Origin of the sequence: Paenarthrobacter sp. CAP02 (assembly GCF_040137855.1) — a bacterium.
GTDB lineage: Bacteria > Actinomycetota > Actinomycetes > Actinomycetales > Micrococcaceae > Arthrobacter.
Window position 1 is genome coordinate 101,115 of record NZ_JBEEII010000010.1, and the last position, 15,188, is coordinate 116,302.

Genomic DNA, 15,188 nt, shown 5'->3' on the forward strand with positions numbered 1-15,188 from the left:
GCCTAAGCCACCGAGGTCGACGCGGTATCCAGGCTCGGGCCGTTATCCGTGGTGGCAGGCGGCGGGACAGGTGGCGGGTCGGTGACCGGGGCGGGATCCTGCGTCGGGGCCGGATCACCCAGCGGCGCGGTTGGTTCGGGAGACGGCGGTGCAGGGTCAGGCGCAGGTGGCGGAGTGACAGGGTCCGTGGCCGGTGGAGGGGTGGTCCCCGGGTCGGTGGCCGGTGGAGGTGTGCCAGGACCGGTTGGCGATGCAGGTGTCCCGGGGTCCGTTGCCGGTGGCGGGGTGCCAGGACCAGTGGCCGGTGGCGGGGTCCCGGGGTCCGTTGCGGGCGGAGGTGTAGGGCCACTCGCCGCGCCACCGGGGTCCGTGGGTGTGGAGGGCGTGCCCGTTCCAGGCGTCGTGCCCGAACCCGGCGTCGTGCCCGTCCCAGGCGTCGTGCCCGTGCCCATTCCAGGCGTCGTGCCCGTGCCCATTCCAGGCGTCGTGCCAGTGGTCCCACCAGCGGCTGCTCCAGCCTGACCCGGAGTCCCAGCCGGGGTACCGGAGCCGGTTCCAGCGGGTCCGTTCGCTACCGAACCACGTCCTGTCCCGGTCGCCCTCTGCACTGGGCTTCTTCCGGCTCCTGCTCCGGCTCCGGCCGGGCCGGCACCTGTTCGTGCACTGGCTTCAAGTCCCGTCGCCGGCGCCCCGGTCAACGGAGCGGCCGCGGCTGGGCCGCCACCGGACGCACCGTCACGTGTTCCGGAATCCTGGGCACCGCCGTCGCGCATTACGTCAGCGGCTTGAGTCCCGAACATTGATGCGAGCAGTCCGTTGCCGTCCGGGCTCTGGGCCGCAGTGGCGGTGGCGATGGCCAGGGCTGTCGCGGCGGTAGCCGCGGCCGCAGCCATCCGGACGCGGGGCCGGGGCGCGTGCCTGCCGGGACGTCCAGGGGCCGCCTTCACGACGCCCGCAACGGGGACACGGGCGACGACGCGCGGCCGCGTGGCCTCCGGTTCCGTAGGTGTCGCAGCCGGTGCATCGGCCGCCACAGCGTCTGCCACCTGGCTGAGACCGGCAAGCGCGGCGCCGCGGCAGATGGACGACTTCGGATCGGCGTCAACAGCTATCGGGCGGCCCAGTTCAACGGAAATCAACTCGGCCACGAGCGGAATACGCGAGGACCCTCCGATCAGCAGCACAGCGCTCAGGTCCTGAGGCTCAAGACGGTTGCTCCGCAGGCTGCGCTCCAGGGCGTCCACGGTCTCGCGGAGGGGCTGCTCGACCATTGCTTCGAACTCGGAACGGACCAGCCTAACCGACTGCTGCGTCCCGGGGAGCGCCACCGCAACGCTCGCTTCGCTGTCCATGGAGAGGGCTTCCTTGGCTTCGCGGCATTCCCGCCTCAGCCGCGAAAGAGCGGCCAAGGTCTCCGGCGATGCGGGGTCCAAACCCTCTCCGGCGTTGCCCAAGTGGCCCATCACGTGACGCAAGACAGCGGCGTCGAAATCGGCGCCGCCAAGGGTTTCTATGCCATCCGGCCGCCCGAGGAGCTCGAAGTTCCCCGCACCCACCTTGCGCAGGATGGCCGTGTCGAAAGTGCCACCACCGAGGTCGTACACGGCGATGACGCTTCCGTCCTCCACCCTCGTCTGGGAGGCGTAGTGCAGTGCGGCCGCTTCAGGCTCGCCGAGCAACGTCACCGCTTCGAGGCCCGCGACGTTCAACGCGGCCTGCACCACTGACGTGCGGTGCGCACCCCACGCCGCCGGGTACGTCATGACGATCGACGACGGCGAACTTCCCTCCCGCTCTTCGGCGCGGTCCACCACCCACCGCGCCATGGAGGCGTAGACGTCCTCGGGTGCCAACCAGTTGTCCCCTATGGAAAGGGGGACGGAATCCCCGATCCTGCGTTTGAACTCCCGGACCATCCGCTGGGGGTCGTCCAGCCCCCGCCGCTCGGCGGGTTCTCCCACCAAAACCCGGCCGTCGTCGGCGTAGTAAAGTACGGATGGCACGGCGCTGCCGTGCAATCCCAAGGGAAGGATTTCCGGTGGTGATAGCGGCCCCTGGTGGGGCCTGGCCAGTGCTGCTGCGGTAAAACTTGTCCCGACGTCAATGGCGAGAACATAGCTCATAGCTACCTCGAAAGTTCACATGGCACCGCGCTGCGGTCTTCATCACAAGCGGGTCCTGAACAAGTTAGCACCTGCTAAGCATGTGCAAAAGGCTCAGTTGCTACAGCGATTTGTTGATTTCGAGGGCCGACACCGACCATCCTGGGCATCTTTCCTGCTCAGGCAGGAAATGGGCCTAAAGCCCCGAGTAGGAATGCAGGCCCTGGAAAACAGTGTTGACGAGCGTGAAGTTGATAATGACACACCCGTAACCCACGATCGACAACCACGCAGCGCGGGTTCCGGTCCAGCCACGGGTGGCACGTGCGTGCAAGTAGCCTGCGTAGACAACCCAAATCACGAACGTCCAGACTTCCTTCGGGTCCCAGCCCCAGAACCTGCCCCAGGCCTTCTCGGCCCAGATGGCACCGAACATCAAGGTGAAGGTCCAGCCGATGAAGGCAATGGCGTTGATGCGGTAGGAAAGGTTCTCAAGGCTCAGCGCGTTGGGCACCACCCGCATGAACGAGAGGTTGTCCTTGCGACCGGCTGCGAGGTTCTTCTGCCTGTAGGACTGAAGCAACTGCAGCACGGACATGGCGAAAGTCAGGGTGAACAGTGCCGAGGACAGGACCGCGATGGAGACGTGGATGATCAGCCAGTAGCTCTGCAGGGCCGGAACCAGGTGGCCCACCGGGGTCCAGAATGAAACGGAAGCGGCAACCAGCATGATGATGGCCAGGCCAAGGACGAAGGTGCCCAGGAACCGCAGGTCGCGGCGGATCAAAGTAACAAGGAAGACGGCGACAGCCACGAAAGCACCCGTGGTGAGGAACTCATACATGTTGCCCCACGGCACCCGCCCGGCGCCCAGTGCGCGGGTGATAACGCCAGCGGCGTGGATCAGCACACCCAGGACCGTCAGCGCCACGGCAATGCGCGCGGGTACGCGCCGTTCAGCGGCGTACTTCATGTCGCCAGCCGCGGTTCCGCCCTCAAAGGTGAGGCTCGACGTCGGCCGCTCGGCGCGGCCTGCCGGCCCACCGGCGTCGGCACCGCCCAGGGCTGCACCTACGCGACCAGCTGCAACCGTCACCTTTTCGCCAGCCGAGCTGGCCGCCGCCTTGAGGTCCACGGCCTGGAACGTCTTGCTGCTTTTCGCCAGGTCCCAAGCGAAGGCAATGAACGCCACGGTGTACGTGCCGGCGGCCAACAGCATGAACAGTTCGCTGTACTGGCCCAGGGTTTCGTTGATGGCTGGCATTACTGGTCCTTCGAGGTTGAGGAAGAGACTGCTGTTGTGGGGGGTGCCTGAGGCGTTTCCGGGAGGTTCCATTCCCGGGCAAAGAGTTCACGGAGGGCCGCGGCCTCGCCGGCCAACCTGTGGTCTTCACCGCGGGCAAGGAGACCGTATTCCACCATGGTGCGGCCGTCGGCGTGGGTTCCGGTGCGTACCCAGACGCGGCGTCGGTTGACGTACAGGGACGTCATGAGCCCTGCGACTGCCAGGAGGCCGAAGATCAGGGCATACAACTGGCCGGGGTTGTGGTGGATATCCACGCCAATGTACTTTTTGACGCCGTCGAACGTGATGCTGCCCTTGCCTTCGGGCAGGTTGACGGTTGCTCCGGGAGTCAGGGTGATGCCGCCTGCCGCGAGGTTGCGGCTGTTCAACGGCTTGAGCTTCTCGACATCCAGTTCAAACACGTTCTGGGGCACGCCCTTGTCCAGGCCAAGGTCACCGTAGAACGAGTTGAGGCTCAGCTGCGGGTTGACCAGTTCGGGGGCCCCGCTGAAGGAGATCCCGTCACTGGTGACCAACGCCGTGGGGAGGAAGAAGCCCACGAATCCGAGCTGTTCAGGCTTGGCATCCGGCACCTTGATGACCACGGAGGAGTAGTAGTTGTCGCCTTGGACCTTGGCGATGACCGGGCCTTGGAAGGACACGTTGCCCTCGCCGTCACGGACGGTCACCATGGGTGCGTAGCCGTTTCCCGTGAGGTACAGGCTGGTTCCGCCCAGGGAAACGGGATCGTTGACCTTCAGGGTTTCCTTCTTGGCCGGCGAATCAGGGGTTTCCTTGGTGGTGACTTCGGCGGTGTAGTCGATGGGCTGGCCGGCCTTGCCCGGTGATTCGCGGTCGAACTTTGCATTGAACTTGTCCAGCTGCATGGAGTAAGGCTGCAGGGAACTGCTCTGGAAGTTCGTGCCGGGCGTGAATTGGTCGTAGCCCACCAGGGTGTTCACGAACGTATCGCCCTCCACCAGGATGCGCTGGCCGCTGTAGCCGAAGAGGCCGCCAATTGCCACGGACACCAACACCCCGATCAGGGACGTGTGGAACACCAGGTTGCCCACCTCCTTCAGGAAGCCGCGCTCGGCACCCAGTGACGGAAGGTCGCCGTCGGCGTTCCTGACCTCGACGCGGTAGCCGCGTTTCTTGAGCAGTCCAGCGGCATCGTTGATGGCCTTCGACGCCGGGATCCCGGCGTCGGCGGGCAATGCGAGGGTGCCGTACTCCGGCAGGCGGGAAAGGCGCTTGGGAGTGCGCGGGGGCTGCGACTTCATGGCCTTGTAGTGGGCGATCGCGCGCGGAGTGACACAGCCGATCAGCGAGATGAACAGCAGGATGTAGATCGCAGAGAACCAGGCAGACGAGTACACGTCGTAAAGCTGCAACGCATCCAGGAACTGGCCGTAGGACGGGTTGTCCTTGATGTATTGGGTGACCACGGCAGGGTTGGCCGGCCGTTGCGGGAACAAGGACCCGGGCACGGCCCCCACTGCGAGCATGAGCAACAGGAAAAGTGCCGTCCGCATGCTGGTGAGCTGCGTCCACGCCCAACGCAGCATGCCCTTGAAGCCAAGCGCGGGAAGCGCGGCCTCGGACTTTGCCTGCTGGAGTTTGCCTTCGCCTGCTGCGCCTTCTGCGGTGGCGCTTTCAGCGGAGGGCGACTTCTTCTTGGCTTTCACGGACTCACTCATCAGATCGGCAACTTCACGTCGTTTTGGAACCAGTACTGCAACTCGGTCACCCAGGTCCCCCACACTCCGGTGGCCATCAGGATGCCGAGCAAAATCAGGATGCCTCCGCCGATCCGCTGGATAGCCAGGCGGTGCTTGCGGAAGAAGGACATGACGCCCATACCGCGGCGAACGGCCAAAGCGATCAGGAGGAACGGAATGCCCAGGCCAAGGCTGTAGATGAAGGCAAGGAGTGCACCCTTGGCCGCCGACGAACCGCCGGACAGGCTCAGCAACTGTACCGCGGAGTAGGTCGGGCCGATGCAGGGTGCCCAGCCAAGGCCGAACGTGAGCCCCAGCAGAGGTGCACCCCACAGGCCCGCCGGCGGTTTGGCGTGGATTTTCGCGTCACGCTGGAGCCAGCCGAAACCGCCCATGAACACCACGCCCATGACAATCACCAGGAGGCCAAGCACCTGGGTGATCCAGGCGTTCTGCGGACCGGTCAGGAGGGTACCCAACTGGCCGAAGGCACCGCCGAGCAGGACGAAAATCACCGAGAAGCCAAGGACGAACAGGCCGATTCCGGCCAGCATGCGGCCACGCCGCTGCTTTTGCAGGTCGACGCCGGTCAGTCCAGTGACGTAGCCAAGGTACCCGGGCACCAGGGGCAGCACGCATGGCGAGAGGAAGGAGACCAGCCCGGCGAGCAATGCCACGGGCACAGCCAGCAGCAGGGATCCGTTGAGGATGGTCTCGGCGAAGGGACTGTTCACGGTTCTACTCGGCCACTGCGGAGGTGATGAGGGCTTTCAGGGTGCTCTTTTCAATTTCGCCAAGCACGCGGGAGGCAACCTTGCCCTCCTTGTCCAGGACCAGGGTTGTGGGCACCGCTCCTGGTGGGACGATTCCCGACACGGAGAGCAGCACTGCCCCGTCCTTGTCGTTGAAGCTCGGGTAAGTGAGGTTGAACGTCTTGTCGAATGCCTCAGCCGTTGGCTGTTCGTCGCGCAGGTTCACGCCGAAGAACTGGACGCCCTGGTCCTTGAATTCCTGGTGCAGGGCTTCAAGCTGCGGAGCTTCGATGCGGCAGGGAGCGCAGGCGGCAAACCAGAAGTTCAGGACCGTGACCTTGCCCAACAGGTCCTCGGGCTTTACTTCCGCGCCGGTGAACAGTGTGCCTCTGAGTGCCACGGGAGCCGAGCGGTCAGCTTTGGCGAACTCGGTCACGGAGCCGTCGCCTGCTACGTAGTTCTTGTTATCGCCCTTCCGGGCCTGTTCTGCCAGGGAGTCCTTTTGGGCGCACGCTGAAAGGCCCATGGTGAGTCCAGCCAGCAGGACACCCCCTGCAGTCAGTACTCCTCGGCGTGAAAGATTCTTGTCCATGGTCCTTAGGCTCCGGGGGTGCTTGCGGCGCCGGGGAGCAACGCTGCGGCAGGCTCGCTGTATTCGACCCGGACGATCTTGCCGTCCTGGTCCAGGGTGAGGGAAGTCAGGGAGGTGAGGGTGCATTCACGCTTGCGGGGGTCGTGCGCCAGCCGGCGGCCTTCCGCCGTCAAACGGGTGGACCAGATGGGGAGTTGGTGGCTCACCAGGATGGCCTCGGCGCCGTCGCCTCCCAACTCGATGGCTTCGACGCGGGCATCCTCAACTGCAGCCAGGACACGGGCAGCCTGCTCCTTGTAGGGCTCACCCCAGGACGGCCGCAGTGGATTGCGGAAGTAGAACCAGTGCTTCGGCTTGAGGAACTCGCTCTTGGTGGGGTGCAGTCCCTGGAAGTGGTTCTCTGCCTCGATGATCCGGGGTTCTGTGTGGATCTCAAGTCCCAGTGCCTCAGCCGTGGGCAGCGCCGTTTCCTGCGCGCGGGTCAGCGGAGAGGCCGCCAAGTGTACGATCTTGGCGCCTTGGGCAACCTGCGCCGAGAAGTGCTCGGCCAGCATGCGGGCCATCTCACGGCCGCGTTCGGAGAGGTGGAATTCCGGCAGGCGACCGTACAGGACGCCGTCGGGATTGTGGACCTCGCCATGGCGAAGGAGGTGGACAGTTGCTTGGGGCATGTTTACCAGTTTCTCAAAGAAGCGGGGCGATCCGAAATCTTCTACCGCTAGTAGAACTCAAAGTTTTACAGAAATGTTCCGTGGAGTTGGAATAAAAGATGCATATGCATGTTTATACTAGACACGAAGCTCGGTTGACGCTTCAAGCAATGAGTTCAGCCGGGCAAGCACGCAGTACCTTCCACTACCCATAGGAGCAACACCATGATGACCCTTCCCGCTTCCGTCACCACCGGCACCTGGACCCTCGACGCTTCGCACAGCGAAATCGGCTTCACCGTCCGCCACGCAGGCATCAGCAAGGTCCGCGGCCAGTTCAAGGACGCCTCGGCCACCTTGGAGGTTGGCGAAACCCTGGCTGACTCCAAGGTCTCCGCAACCATCCAGACCGCCAGCTTCGACTCCGGCGACGTCAACCGCGATGGCCACGTCAAGGGCGAAGACTTCTTCGATGTCGAGAAGTTCCCGGAAATCACGTTCGTTTCCCGCCACGTCAAGGCCAACGGAAACAGCTTCGACCTCGTGGGAGATCTCACAATCAAGGGCGTGACCAAGGAAGTTTCCATCGAGACCGAGTTCAACGGTGTGGCCGTCGATCCGTTCGGCAACACCCGCGCAGGCGTTTCCGGCGAAACCACCATCAGCCGCAAGGAATTCGGCCTCACCTGGAACGCAGTCCTCGAAGCCGGTGGCGTCCTGGTCAGCGACAAGGTAGTCATCAACCTGGAACTCGCGTTCATCGCACCGGCTGCCGCCTAAGTCCAGCCTGGACCCTGCACGGATCCTTCCCTTGTCCGTAATCCCCACGGCACAACGCCGGGTGTGACTTTCAAGGGCGGGATTCATAGCGGGACCCCCACAACGGCGCCTCCTCAGCATCACGCTGTGGGGGCGCCGTTTGGCTGTCTCGAAGATCACCCGCCAATTATTCGGCAGATACCCCCTGATTAGCTGCGAGTTGGCTCCGAATTTCCTATGCATCCTTCAACCACCGGTCTAAAGTGATGCCATGAGTACCCCAGACGAAGCACCACAGCCTCAGCAGCCCGGCTCACAGCCTCCGCAGCCCGGCAATGTTCCTCCTGCGGGTTACCAGCCACCGCAGGGCTACCAACCACCCCAGGGCTATCAGCCCCCATCGCAACCGGGGCAATACTCCCAGCCCGGAGCGTCCCAACCTGGCCCGGGGCAGCCCGGACCAGCCCAGCCCGGGTTCCACTTCGAAATGCCCACCGACGGCCCACGCAACTTCAACGACGTCATGCCGCAGGGCGGCTTCTCGGGAATGTTCAAGACGCAGGGCCTTCCCACGGAGTTGAAGGTTTCCTACTTCATCTGGGTTATCTCCGGACTTCTGGGCCTGCTGTTTGGGCTCATCGGATTCTTCGCCGTCATCGCAGCTTTCGCTTTTGCTCCGGCGTTCGCCGCGATCGCCCTGGTCCTGCTCCTGTTGGCCCTCGCTGTTGCAGCCGCCCAAGTAATCCTTGCCATGAAGATGAAGGAAGGCAAGGAATGGGCGCGGCTCGCCTTGACCATCGTGGCCGCCGTTTCACTGTTGCTCGCCATCTTCGGGGCGGCCAACGGTGGAGGTTCCGGCATGGGCCTGGGCGGTAACTGGTTCGGTTTCCTGGTCAGCGCAGTCGCCGTCGTCTTGATGTGGCTGCCCAACTCGCAGCTCTGGTTCAAGGCAGTCAAGGGCCAGGTCTAGCGTCCACGCTGGTTCCGTCGTCGGGCTTTACCGACGTGAAGGCCGCGGTGCAATCCCTCCGGATTCCCGCGGCCTTCATCATGAAGGCGTAAGCCCACATGATGATTTTTGCCGTAGCCATGGAATTCCTGCGTGTGTTTGGCTATAGCGTCAGACCCGGGATGTACGGTGTAACCAGAACCACGCTGGGGGCAGGGTCATTTTGCTGATCCCGGCGGCCGAACCAGCAGTCGAACAAGCAAAGGAATGCCATGAGCAACCCTCCCTACCCGCCGTCGAACCCGGGTGACGCCAACCAGCCCGAGCAGGCCGGCTCGCAGCCGACCGCACCTCAGTACGGCCAGCAGTCCCCGCCCGCCGCGCCGCAGTACGGGCAGCAGGCGCCGCAGTACGGGCAGCAGGCGCCGCAGTATGGGCAGCAGTCGCCGCCCGCCGCGCCGCAGTATGGGCAGCAGTCGCCCCAGTATGGCCAGCAGGCCTCCCCGTACGGCCAAGCCCCGTCCGCGCCCCAGTATGGCCAGGACACCAACTGGCCGAGCCAGCAGCCCGGCCCCACTACGGTTCCGCCGATGGTCAACTACGCCTTCTGGATGATCATCGCAGCCGGCGTCCTCTCAGCTATCAGCTCGCTGCTCCTTGCCACCACCGGTGCTGACGCCTTCATCAACGCCATGAACCAGCAGGCTGCGCAGCAAGGCACCGACCTTCCCGCAGGCTCCATGGAAGGCATGCGGGGGGTCATCTCCGTGAGCGCCATCGTTGGCGCGATCATTTCCCTTGGTCTTTACGCGCTGGTGGGCTTCAACGTCCGCAAGGGCAAGAACTGGGCAAGGATCCTGGGCACGGTCTTCGCCGCCATCTCAGTCCTCGGCCTGACCAGCCTCTTCCAGTTCGGCCCCACCTACGGCGTGCTGCAGCTCGTGGTGATCCTGCTGGGTGTTGCAGCAATCGTCATGCTGTACCTGCCGGCGTCGGCTCCGTATTTCCGGAAGCCCCAGCCGTTCGGCAACCCGTACCAGACTCCGTACGGCCGCTAAACCGGCGGGCCTGTCATAAGGCAACCCAACGGGCGTAGCCCCGGCGAAGGCTAAACGGCCTGGCCCGGTGTCTGCGCCCGTTGTGCGTGGTAAGCCAGGATTTGAAGCTCCGTGGCCATGTCCACCTTGCGGAGGTTGACGTGCGGCGGGACCTGCAGCAACACCGGAGCGAAACTGAGGATGCTTCGGATTCCAGCGGCGATCACGCGGTCGCAGACTGCCTGCGCCACAGTGGCCGGCAACGCGAGCACCACCATGTTCGTGTGCGTACGCTCCAGCACCCGCTCCAACTCGGCTGAGTCGCTGACCCGCAGCCAGCCCACCTCGTTGCCGATCACCATGGGGTCGGCGTCAAAGATAGCGACAACGTCGAAACCCCTGGACTCGAAGCCGCCGTACCGGGCCAACGCCTTGCCGAGGTTACCGGCACCGACGATCGCGACCTTCCAGTCATGGGTCAAGCCCAAGGCCGCGGCGATGTGACGGCTCAAGTATTGGACCTCGTAGCCCACGCCGCGGGTGCCATACGAGCCGACGTAGGAGAGGTCTTTGCGGAGAGTGGAGGAACTCACGCCGGAGGCTTCGGCGAGGGCTTCGGATGAAACCCGCTCCACGCCTTCTGCCAGCAAAGAGTTGAGCGCACGCAAATAGAGAGTCATCCGGGCCACAGCCGCGGGTGGGATCTGCTTGGCGGCAGGTTCGTTGTCCTCGGAAGTTGCTTCCGCGGACGGTTCCAGCGCAGTCACGGTATTCTCCATTGCGTCGCTTTGTTGTTCCACTCTATGACCCCCGGGCGGGCTCAACCAAAGCGATTACTTACGGGTAACCGCACCCTCAGCCCGCCAGGGCTTTCTTCAAGGTACGGGTCAGCCGCTCCTCGTCGATCTTCCAGAAATCCCGCTGCACGCCGTCAACAAGGACCACGGGAATCTCCTCCGCAAAGCGCTCCCGCAACTGCGGATCGCGGTCGATACTCTGTTCTTTCCACTCCAGGCCGAGGCTTGCGGTGACACGCTCGACGGCGGCACGCGCCTCCGTGCAGAGGTGGCAGTCAGCTTTGGTGAGGAGGACGACGTCGGGAGTAGCCATGGGATAACGGTAACCTCCCCGCCAACCCTCACTCACATCCCACCCCCTTCAACCCAACCCTCACTCACATCCCACCCCCATCAACCCAACCCTCACTCACAACCCACCCCCATCGGAGCGTGTGCCAGTGCGCCACAAGCGAGGTGCAGCAGCCATTGACTAGACTCAAGTCATGCCCGAGGAGAAGAACGCCGTGGTCGCCGCAGCTGCCAAAGCGCAGAAGCACACCGGCGAAGCTGCTTTCTTCGACGTCGACAACACGTTGATGAAGGGCGCCAGCCTCTTCCATGTGGCCCGAAAGATGTATGAACGCAAGGCGTTCACCTTGCCGCAGGCTGCTGGTTTTGCTTGGAAGCAGTTCAAGTTCGTGATGCGCGGCGAGAACATGGAAGATGTTCATGCTGTAAGGGATTCCGCACTCACTCTTGCGGCAGGCATCACCGTTGATGACATCAAAGCCTTGGGCGAAGAGGTCTACGACGAGATGATCGAGTCGCGGATCTGGCCGGGAACCAAGGCTCTGGCTGAACAGCACCTCAGAGTGGGACGCAAAGTGTGGCTGGTGACGGCAACCCCGATCGAGGTTGCCACCGTTATCTCAACCCGGCTGGGCTTGACCGGTGCGCTGGGGACTGTCGGTGAAGTGCACGACGGCATGTACACGGGGAAGCTCGTGGGCGACATCCTGCACGGACCCGCTAAGGCAGTCGCGGTCCAACTGGTCGCCGACCGCGAGGGCTTGGATCTGGATCACTGCTGGGCCTACAGCGATTCTGCCAACGACATCCCGCTGCTGACCATGGTGGGGCACCCCGTCGTCATTAACCCCGACGCGAAGCTGCGCCGGCACGCGCGCGACAACAATTGGCCCGTCTACGACTTCCGCTCCGGCCGCCGGGCTGCAACGTTGGGGCTCAAAGCAGCTACCGTGGGCGGCGCGATTTACGGCTTGTGGCGGGGCTTCTCCAGGTTCCGCGGCCCCCGCATCTGATCCTCTCTCACATCCCCCCCCTTCAGGCCAACCCTCGCTCACATCCCACCCCCTTCAAACCAACCCTCGCTCACATCCCACCCCCTTCAAACCAACCCTCGCTCACATCCCCAGGACGTGGCCCCGTCCCTGTGGATAACTTCTGCAGCTCCAGCGGGATCTGGGTCAGAATGCCGGTATGCAGATTCCCATACCCGTGCCCTCCGAGCTGGCATCCGCCCCGTTTACACTTTCGGAGGCCAAAGCGGCCGGCCTCGCCCATCCGCAGCTCTGGAAACGCGTCAGTATCGAGGCTGTAAGCAAGGGCATATACCGGCCGCAGGACTGGGCCTTTGATCTGGAATCGGCTGCTCGCTCGCTCTCGGCTGCGAGCCCTGGCGCTTGGATCTCACATGTCACTGCCGCCAAGATCCACGGATTTTCACTCCCACCTTGGCTGTCAGATTCCAATGAGCTGCATCTGAGCAAGCCGCGGAGTCTGCCTGCGGTGCGGCGAAAAGGTGTCACCGGCCACGGTTGTGGTCTCGGAGGGTGAAGTAGAGCTCAATCACGGCATGTGGATCAGTACACGTTCCAGGACCTGGTTGGACTTGGCCCGAATGCTTCCGCTGAATGAACTGGTCAGTGTTGGCGACGAACTCATTCGCGTCCCCAGGCCCGAATTTGAGCAAAGGGACGCGCCGTTCACGACCATCCACGAACTACGCACCATGGTGGATCGCCACAAGAACCTGCAGGGCGTTGTCCGTGCGAGGGAAGCACTGGACCTGATGCGTGTCGGTGCCGACTCGGCGCCGGAGACTGCGCTCCGTCTGGCTATGTTCGATGCTGGGCTTCCCGACCCGGAACTACAGGTGCGGCTCTACGTCAACGATCCTTTCTCGCCTTCAGCCGACCTCGGCTACCGCGAGCGTCGGGTCGCTATCCAGTACGACGGCGGTCATCACCTTGCGCAGGAACAGATCCTCAGTGATCGGCGAAGGGACAAGGCATTCGAGGCAGCGGGGTGGACGGTGCTCATCTTCGGTAAGTCGGACCTCGCGGACAACTTCGCGAATGCCACCCGTCAGATCAAAAGGGCTCTAAGAAACGGCTGGGTAGACCCATCGGTCCAGGCGGGCTTCGCGCGGCCCCACGCGTGAGAGAGCGTCTGGGGGAAACAGGCGGGACGTGAGAGAGCGTCCGCAGGAAACAGGCGGGACGTGAGAGAGCGTCTGGGGGAAACAGGCGGGACGTGAGAGAGCGTCGGGGGTGCAAAAATGCCCGCCACCTCGAAAGGCAACGGGCATTCACGCTTGGTGAAGTATCTCTACTTCTTATTGCGGCGCTGGTGGCGGGTCTTGCGAAGCAGCTTGCGGTGCTTCTTCTTGGCCATACGCTTGCGGCGCTTCTTAATAACTGAACCCACGAAAGTTCCTTACAAACTAGAAGGTCCTGTCTGTTGGAACGGATCCGCGGAAGCAGACAGTACAACTGACAGATTCTTACATTGACGTAAAACGTTCCTTAACAGAGTACCGCTTCAAAGAGGCACCCCGTGACCACGGTCCGTGAGGTGGACTGCGGCAGGCTCAGGCGGTCTCGGATTGCCCGTCCACGACAGCACCCTTGAGGTACTGGGATACGGCCTCTTCCGGAACCCGGAACGAACGGCCGAACCTGACGGCGGGCATTTCCCCCGAGTGAACCAGGCGATACACGGTCATTTTGGAAACACGCAAGACGTCGGCCACTTCAGCCACCGTCATGAAACGCGCATTCGAGAAGTTAGTCTCCGCGGACATTTCCCATATTCCTTTGCTCTCAGACAGTAGGACACCCCCAGTAGAACGGTGTGCCGATGCTGAGCCATCCAACAACCATGTGCTAGATACTCTAGAGGCTGATGGGGCCAATGTGAAAGCATTTCCGGAAAGTGGGACCCTACTCCCCCGATGCCACCCGGCGCTTCCGGGCCGAGGCTGCGAGCTGCTCCAACACCGAGGCAGTAACGTCCCACTCCATGCAGGCGTCGGTGACACTCTGGCCGTAGACGAGTTCCTGCTCTCCGGCCAACTGCTTGGCCGTATCCAGGTTCTGCGCCCCACCGACAAGGAAGCTCTCCAGCATCACACCTGCAACAGGCGAAGAAGACCCGGTTTCCAGCTGCGCACCGATTTCGAGTGCAACCTCAGCCTGCCGGTGGTGGCTCTTGCCGCTGTTGGCGTGTGAAGCGTCCACGATGAGGCGCGGGTTGAGTCCCTTGGCGGCGAGCTTGGCCGAGGCCGCTGCGACGTCGTCGGCAGAGTAGTTGGGGCCCTTGCGTCCACCGCGCAGGATCACGTGGGTATCGGGGTTACCGGACGTAGCCACCAAAGCCGCGCGGCCGTCGTCGTCGATTCCCAGGAAAGCCTGCTCAGCGGCAGATGCACCGCACGCGTCGATGGCTACCTGGAGGTCGCCGTCGGTCCCGTTCTTGAAGCCAATGGGCATGGACAGGCCGGACGCCAACTGGCGGTGGATCTGGCTTTCGGTGGTGCGCGCACCGATTGCACCCCAGGAAACGAGGTCGGCCATGTACTGCGGGCTGATGGGCTCAAGGAACTCGGTAGCCGTGGGCAACCCGAGCGCGGTGACCTGCTTGAGGAAGCCGCGGGCGGCGCGCAGTCCTGCAGCGATGTCGTGGCTGCCGTCCAGGTGGGGATCGTTGATGAGGCCCTTCCAGCCCACGGTGGTGCGCGGCTTCTCGAAGTAGGTCCGCATGACGATCAGCAGGTCTTCCTTGTGCTTCTCGGCCTGGCTGACCAAACGGCGGGCGTATTCAAGCCCAGCCTTGGGATCATGGATGGAGCACGGACCCACAATGACCAGCAGGCGATCGTCCACGCCGTCCATAATGGCGCGGACCTGGTCACGCCCACGGTCGACGACGGCAGCTGAGCGGGCGTCCAGCGGCAACTCAGCGATGAGGTCCTGGGGAGCCGGCAGCGGCTCGAAGCGCGCTACCCGCAAGTTGGAGGTTGAGGGCTGCGCGGCGTCAGCGGTGTCGGGGGCTGAAAGCGATTCTGCGGATTCTGCGGCGATGCTGGTCATGTCTGGGTCCTGTCCGGGATACGGAGCGGGCCCCTTTTCAGAACCCGCCGGATATGGCGAAGGGCAGAGAATGATCTCTGCCCTGTTGGCTCTGAAGGAAAGTTGGATGCGTGTCAGTTAGACGCGGGCCCCTCCAGAGCCAACGAAAAATACGCATACCAACGGTTT

General features: G+C 63.5%; 17 protein-coding genes. 5 read left to right on the forward strand and 12 right to left on the reverse strand.

What is annotated here, in order from left to right; translation table 11 throughout:
* Positions 1-2: 2 nt before the first annotated feature.
* The 6 genes from ABHM97_RS17100 to ABHM97_RS17125 all read right to left on the reverse strand — a co-directional run bounded on the left by ABHM97_RS17100 (position 3) and on the right by ABHM97_RS17125 (position 7,123).
* Positions 3-2,123 (reverse strand): Hsp70 family protein, encoded by a 2,121-nt coding sequence (locus ABHM97_RS17100; RefSeq protein WP_349471627.1) that lies wholly within the window; start codon positions 2,121-2,123, stop codon positions 3-5.
* Positions 2,124-2,298: 175 nt separating this feature from the next.
* Positions 2,299-3,366, reverse strand: coding sequence for a c-type cytochrome biogenesis protein CcsB (gene ccsB / locus ABHM97_RS17105; RefSeq protein WP_349471628.1), 1,068 nt, complete (start codon positions 3,364-3,366; stop codon positions 2,299-2,301).
* The gene (gene resB, locus ABHM97_RS17110; protein ID WP_235517351.1) at positions 3,366-5,087 is read right to left on the reverse strand and encodes a cytochrome c biogenesis protein ResB; all 1,722 of its coding nucleotides are present in this window, start codon (positions 5,085-5,087) and stop codon (positions 3,366-3,368) included. The genes ccsB and resB overlap by 1 nt, the downstream gene beginning before the upstream one ends.
* The gene (locus ABHM97_RS17115; protein WP_211713418.1) at positions 5,087-5,842 is read right to left on the reverse strand and encodes a cytochrome c biogenesis CcdA family protein; all 756 of its coding nucleotides are present in this window, start codon (positions 5,840-5,842) and stop codon (positions 5,087-5,089) included. Before ABHM97_RS17115 ends, resB begins: the two co-directional genes overlap by 1 nt.
* Positions 5,843-5,846: 4 nt before the next feature.
* Complete coding sequence (locus ABHM97_RS17120) at positions 5,847-6,452, reverse strand: TlpA family protein disulfide reductase (RefSeq protein WP_349471629.1); 606 nt, start codon at positions 6,450-6,452, stop codon at positions 5,847-5,849.
* A 5-nt stretch (positions 6,453-6,457) separates the two neighbouring features.
* Positions 6,458-7,123 carry a histidine phosphatase family protein gene (locus ABHM97_RS17125; RefSeq protein WP_349471630.1) on the reverse strand — a complete coding sequence of 222 codons (666 nt, stop codon included), beginning with the start codon at positions 7,121-7,123 and terminating at the stop codon, positions 6,458-6,460.
* Positions 7,124-7,330: 207 nt separating this feature from the next.
* Here ABHM97_RS17125 and ABHM97_RS17130 point away from each other — a divergent pair, with 207 nt between their 5' ends.
* Positions 7,331-7,882 carry a YceI family protein gene (locus ABHM97_RS17130; protein ID WP_235518626.1) on the forward strand — a complete coding sequence of 184 codons (552 nt, stop codon included), beginning with the start codon at positions 7,331-7,333 and terminating at the stop codon, positions 7,880-7,882.
* A 250-nt stretch (positions 7,883-8,132) separates the two neighbouring features.
* Positions 8,133-8,831: a hypothetical protein gene (locus ABHM97_RS17135; RefSeq protein ID WP_349471631.1), complete on the forward strand. Its 699-nt coding sequence runs from the start codon at positions 8,133-8,135 to the stop codon at positions 8,829-8,831.
* On the opposite strand, the gene ABHM97_RS17140 is transcribed toward ABHM97_RS17135, so the two are convergent.
* The gene (locus ABHM97_RS17140; RefSeq protein ID WP_349471632.1) at positions 8,815-8,952 is read right to left on the reverse strand and encodes a hypothetical protein; all 138 of its coding nucleotides are present in this window, start codon (positions 8,950-8,952) and stop codon (positions 8,815-8,817) included. The two genes, ABHM97_RS17135 and ABHM97_RS17140, sit on opposite strands and share 17 nt — an antisense overlap.
* 130 nt (positions 8,953-9,082) lie before the next feature.
* Here ABHM97_RS17140 and ABHM97_RS17145 point away from each other — a divergent pair, with 130 nt between their 5' ends.
* Positions 9,083-9,868, forward strand: a complete 786-nt coding sequence (locus ABHM97_RS17145) for a hypothetical protein (protein WP_349471633.1) — start codon at positions 9,083-9,085, stop codon at positions 9,866-9,868.
* A 50-nt stretch (positions 9,869-9,918) separates the two neighbouring features.
* On the opposite strand, the gene ABHM97_RS17150 is transcribed toward ABHM97_RS17145, so the two are convergent.
* The gene (locus ABHM97_RS17150; protein ID WP_235517356.1) at positions 9,919-10,626 is read right to left on the reverse strand and encodes a redox-sensing transcriptional repressor Rex; all 708 of its coding nucleotides are present in this window, start codon (positions 10,624-10,626) and stop codon (positions 9,919-9,921) included.
* Positions 10,627-10,702: 76 nt separating this feature from the next.
* Positions 10,703-10,957, reverse strand: a complete 255-nt coding sequence (locus ABHM97_RS17155) for a glutaredoxin family protein (protein ID WP_349471634.1) — start codon at positions 10,955-10,957, stop codon at positions 10,703-10,705.
* Between the two features lie 172 nt (positions 10,958-11,129).
* Between ABHM97_RS17155 and ABHM97_RS17160 the strand changes: the two genes are divergently transcribed.
* Entirely contained in the window at positions 11,130-11,948 is an 819-nt protein-coding gene (locus ABHM97_RS17160) for an HAD family hydrolase (protein WP_349471635.1), read from the forward strand.
* A 599-nt stretch (positions 11,949-12,547) separates the two neighbouring features.
* The gene (locus ABHM97_RS17165) at positions 12,548-13,090 is read left to right on the forward strand and encodes an endonuclease domain-containing protein (RefSeq protein WP_349471636.1); all 543 of its coding nucleotides are present in this window, start codon (positions 12,548-12,550) and stop codon (positions 13,088-13,090) included.
* Positions 13,091-13,257: 167 nt separating this feature from the next.
* Here ABHM97_RS17165 and ABHM97_RS17170 read toward each other — a convergent pair whose 3' ends face one another.
* From ABHM97_RS17170 to ABHM97_RS17180, 3 genes are all read right to left on the reverse strand, one after another.
* Positions 13,258-13,356 (reverse strand): 30S ribosomal protein bS22, encoded by a 99-nt coding sequence (locus ABHM97_RS17170; protein WP_003792170.1) that lies wholly within the window; start codon positions 13,354-13,356, stop codon positions 13,258-13,260.
* Positions 13,357-13,519: 163 nt separating this feature from the next.
* Positions 13,520-13,732: a helix-turn-helix domain-containing protein gene (locus tag ABHM97_RS17175; RefSeq protein WP_211713427.1), complete on the reverse strand. Its 213-nt coding sequence runs from the start codon at positions 13,730-13,732 to the stop codon at positions 13,520-13,522.
* Between the two features lie 139 nt (positions 13,733-13,871).
* Positions 13,872-15,020 (reverse strand): 3-deoxy-7-phosphoheptulonate synthase, encoded by a 1,149-nt coding sequence (locus ABHM97_RS17180; protein ID WP_349471637.1) that lies wholly within the window; start codon positions 15,018-15,020, stop codon positions 13,872-13,874.
* Positions 15,021-15,188: the final 168 nt, after the last annotated feature.

Bases quoted from the DNA above. Each gene is read 5' to 3' on its own strand.
- ABHM97_RS17140 (WP_349471632.1), bottom strand. From the start codon at position 8,952: ATGGCTACGGCAAAAATCATCATGTGGGCTTACGCCTTCATGATGAAG.
- ABHM97_RS17160 (WP_349471635.1), top strand. From the start codon at position 11,130: ATGCCCGAGGAGAAGAACGCCGTGGTCGCCGCAGCTGCCAAAGCGCAG.
- ABHM97_RS17145 (WP_349471633.1), top strand. From the start codon at position 9,083: ATGAGCAACCCTCCCTACCCGCCGTCGAACCCGGGTGACGCCAACCAG.
- resB (WP_235517351.1), bottom strand. From the start codon at position 5,087: ATGAGTGAGTCCGTGAAAGCCAAGAAGAAGTCGCCCTCCGCTGAAAGC.
- ABHM97_RS17155 (WP_349471634.1), bottom strand. From the start codon at position 10,957: ATGGCTACTCCCGACGTCGTCCTCCTCACCAAAGCTGACTGCCACCTC.
- ABHM97_RS17165 (WP_349471636.1), top strand. From the start codon at position 12,548: ATGCTTCCGCTGAATGAACTGGTCAGTGTTGGCGACGAACTCATTCGC.
- ABHM97_RS17125 (WP_349471630.1), bottom strand. From the start codon at position 7,123: ATGCCCCAAGCAACTGTCCACCTCCTTCGCCATGGCGAGGTCCACAAT.
- ABHM97_RS17120 (WP_349471629.1), bottom strand. From the start codon at position 6,452: ATGGACAAGAATCTTTCACGCCGAGGAGTACTGACTGCAGGGGGTGTC.
- ABHM97_RS17135 (WP_349471631.1), top strand. From the start codon at position 8,133: ATGAGTACCCCAGACGAAGCACCACAGCCTCAGCAGCCCGGCTCACAG.
- ABHM97_RS17175 (WP_211713427.1), bottom strand. From the start codon at position 13,732: ATGTCCGCGGAGACTAACTTCTCGAATGCGCGTTTCATGACGGTGGCT.
- ABHM97_RS17130 (WP_235518626.1), top strand. From the start codon at position 7,331: ATGACCCTTCCCGCTTCCGTCACCACCGGCACCTGGACCCTCGACGCT.
- ABHM97_RS17100 (WP_349471627.1), bottom strand. From the start codon at position 2,123: ATGAGCTATGTTCTCGCCATTGACGTCGGGACAAGTTTTACCGCAGCA.
- ABHM97_RS17150 (WP_235517356.1), bottom strand. From the start codon at position 10,626: ATGGAGAATACCGTGACTGCGCTGGAACCGTCCGCGGAAGCAACTTCC.
- ccsB (WP_349471628.1), bottom strand. From the start codon at position 3,366: ATGCCAGCCATCAACGAAACCCTGGGCCAGTACAGCGAACTGTTCATG.
- ABHM97_RS17180 (WP_349471637.1), bottom strand. From the start codon at position 15,020: ATGACCAGCATCGCCGCAGAATCCGCAGAATCGCTTTCAGCCCCCGAC.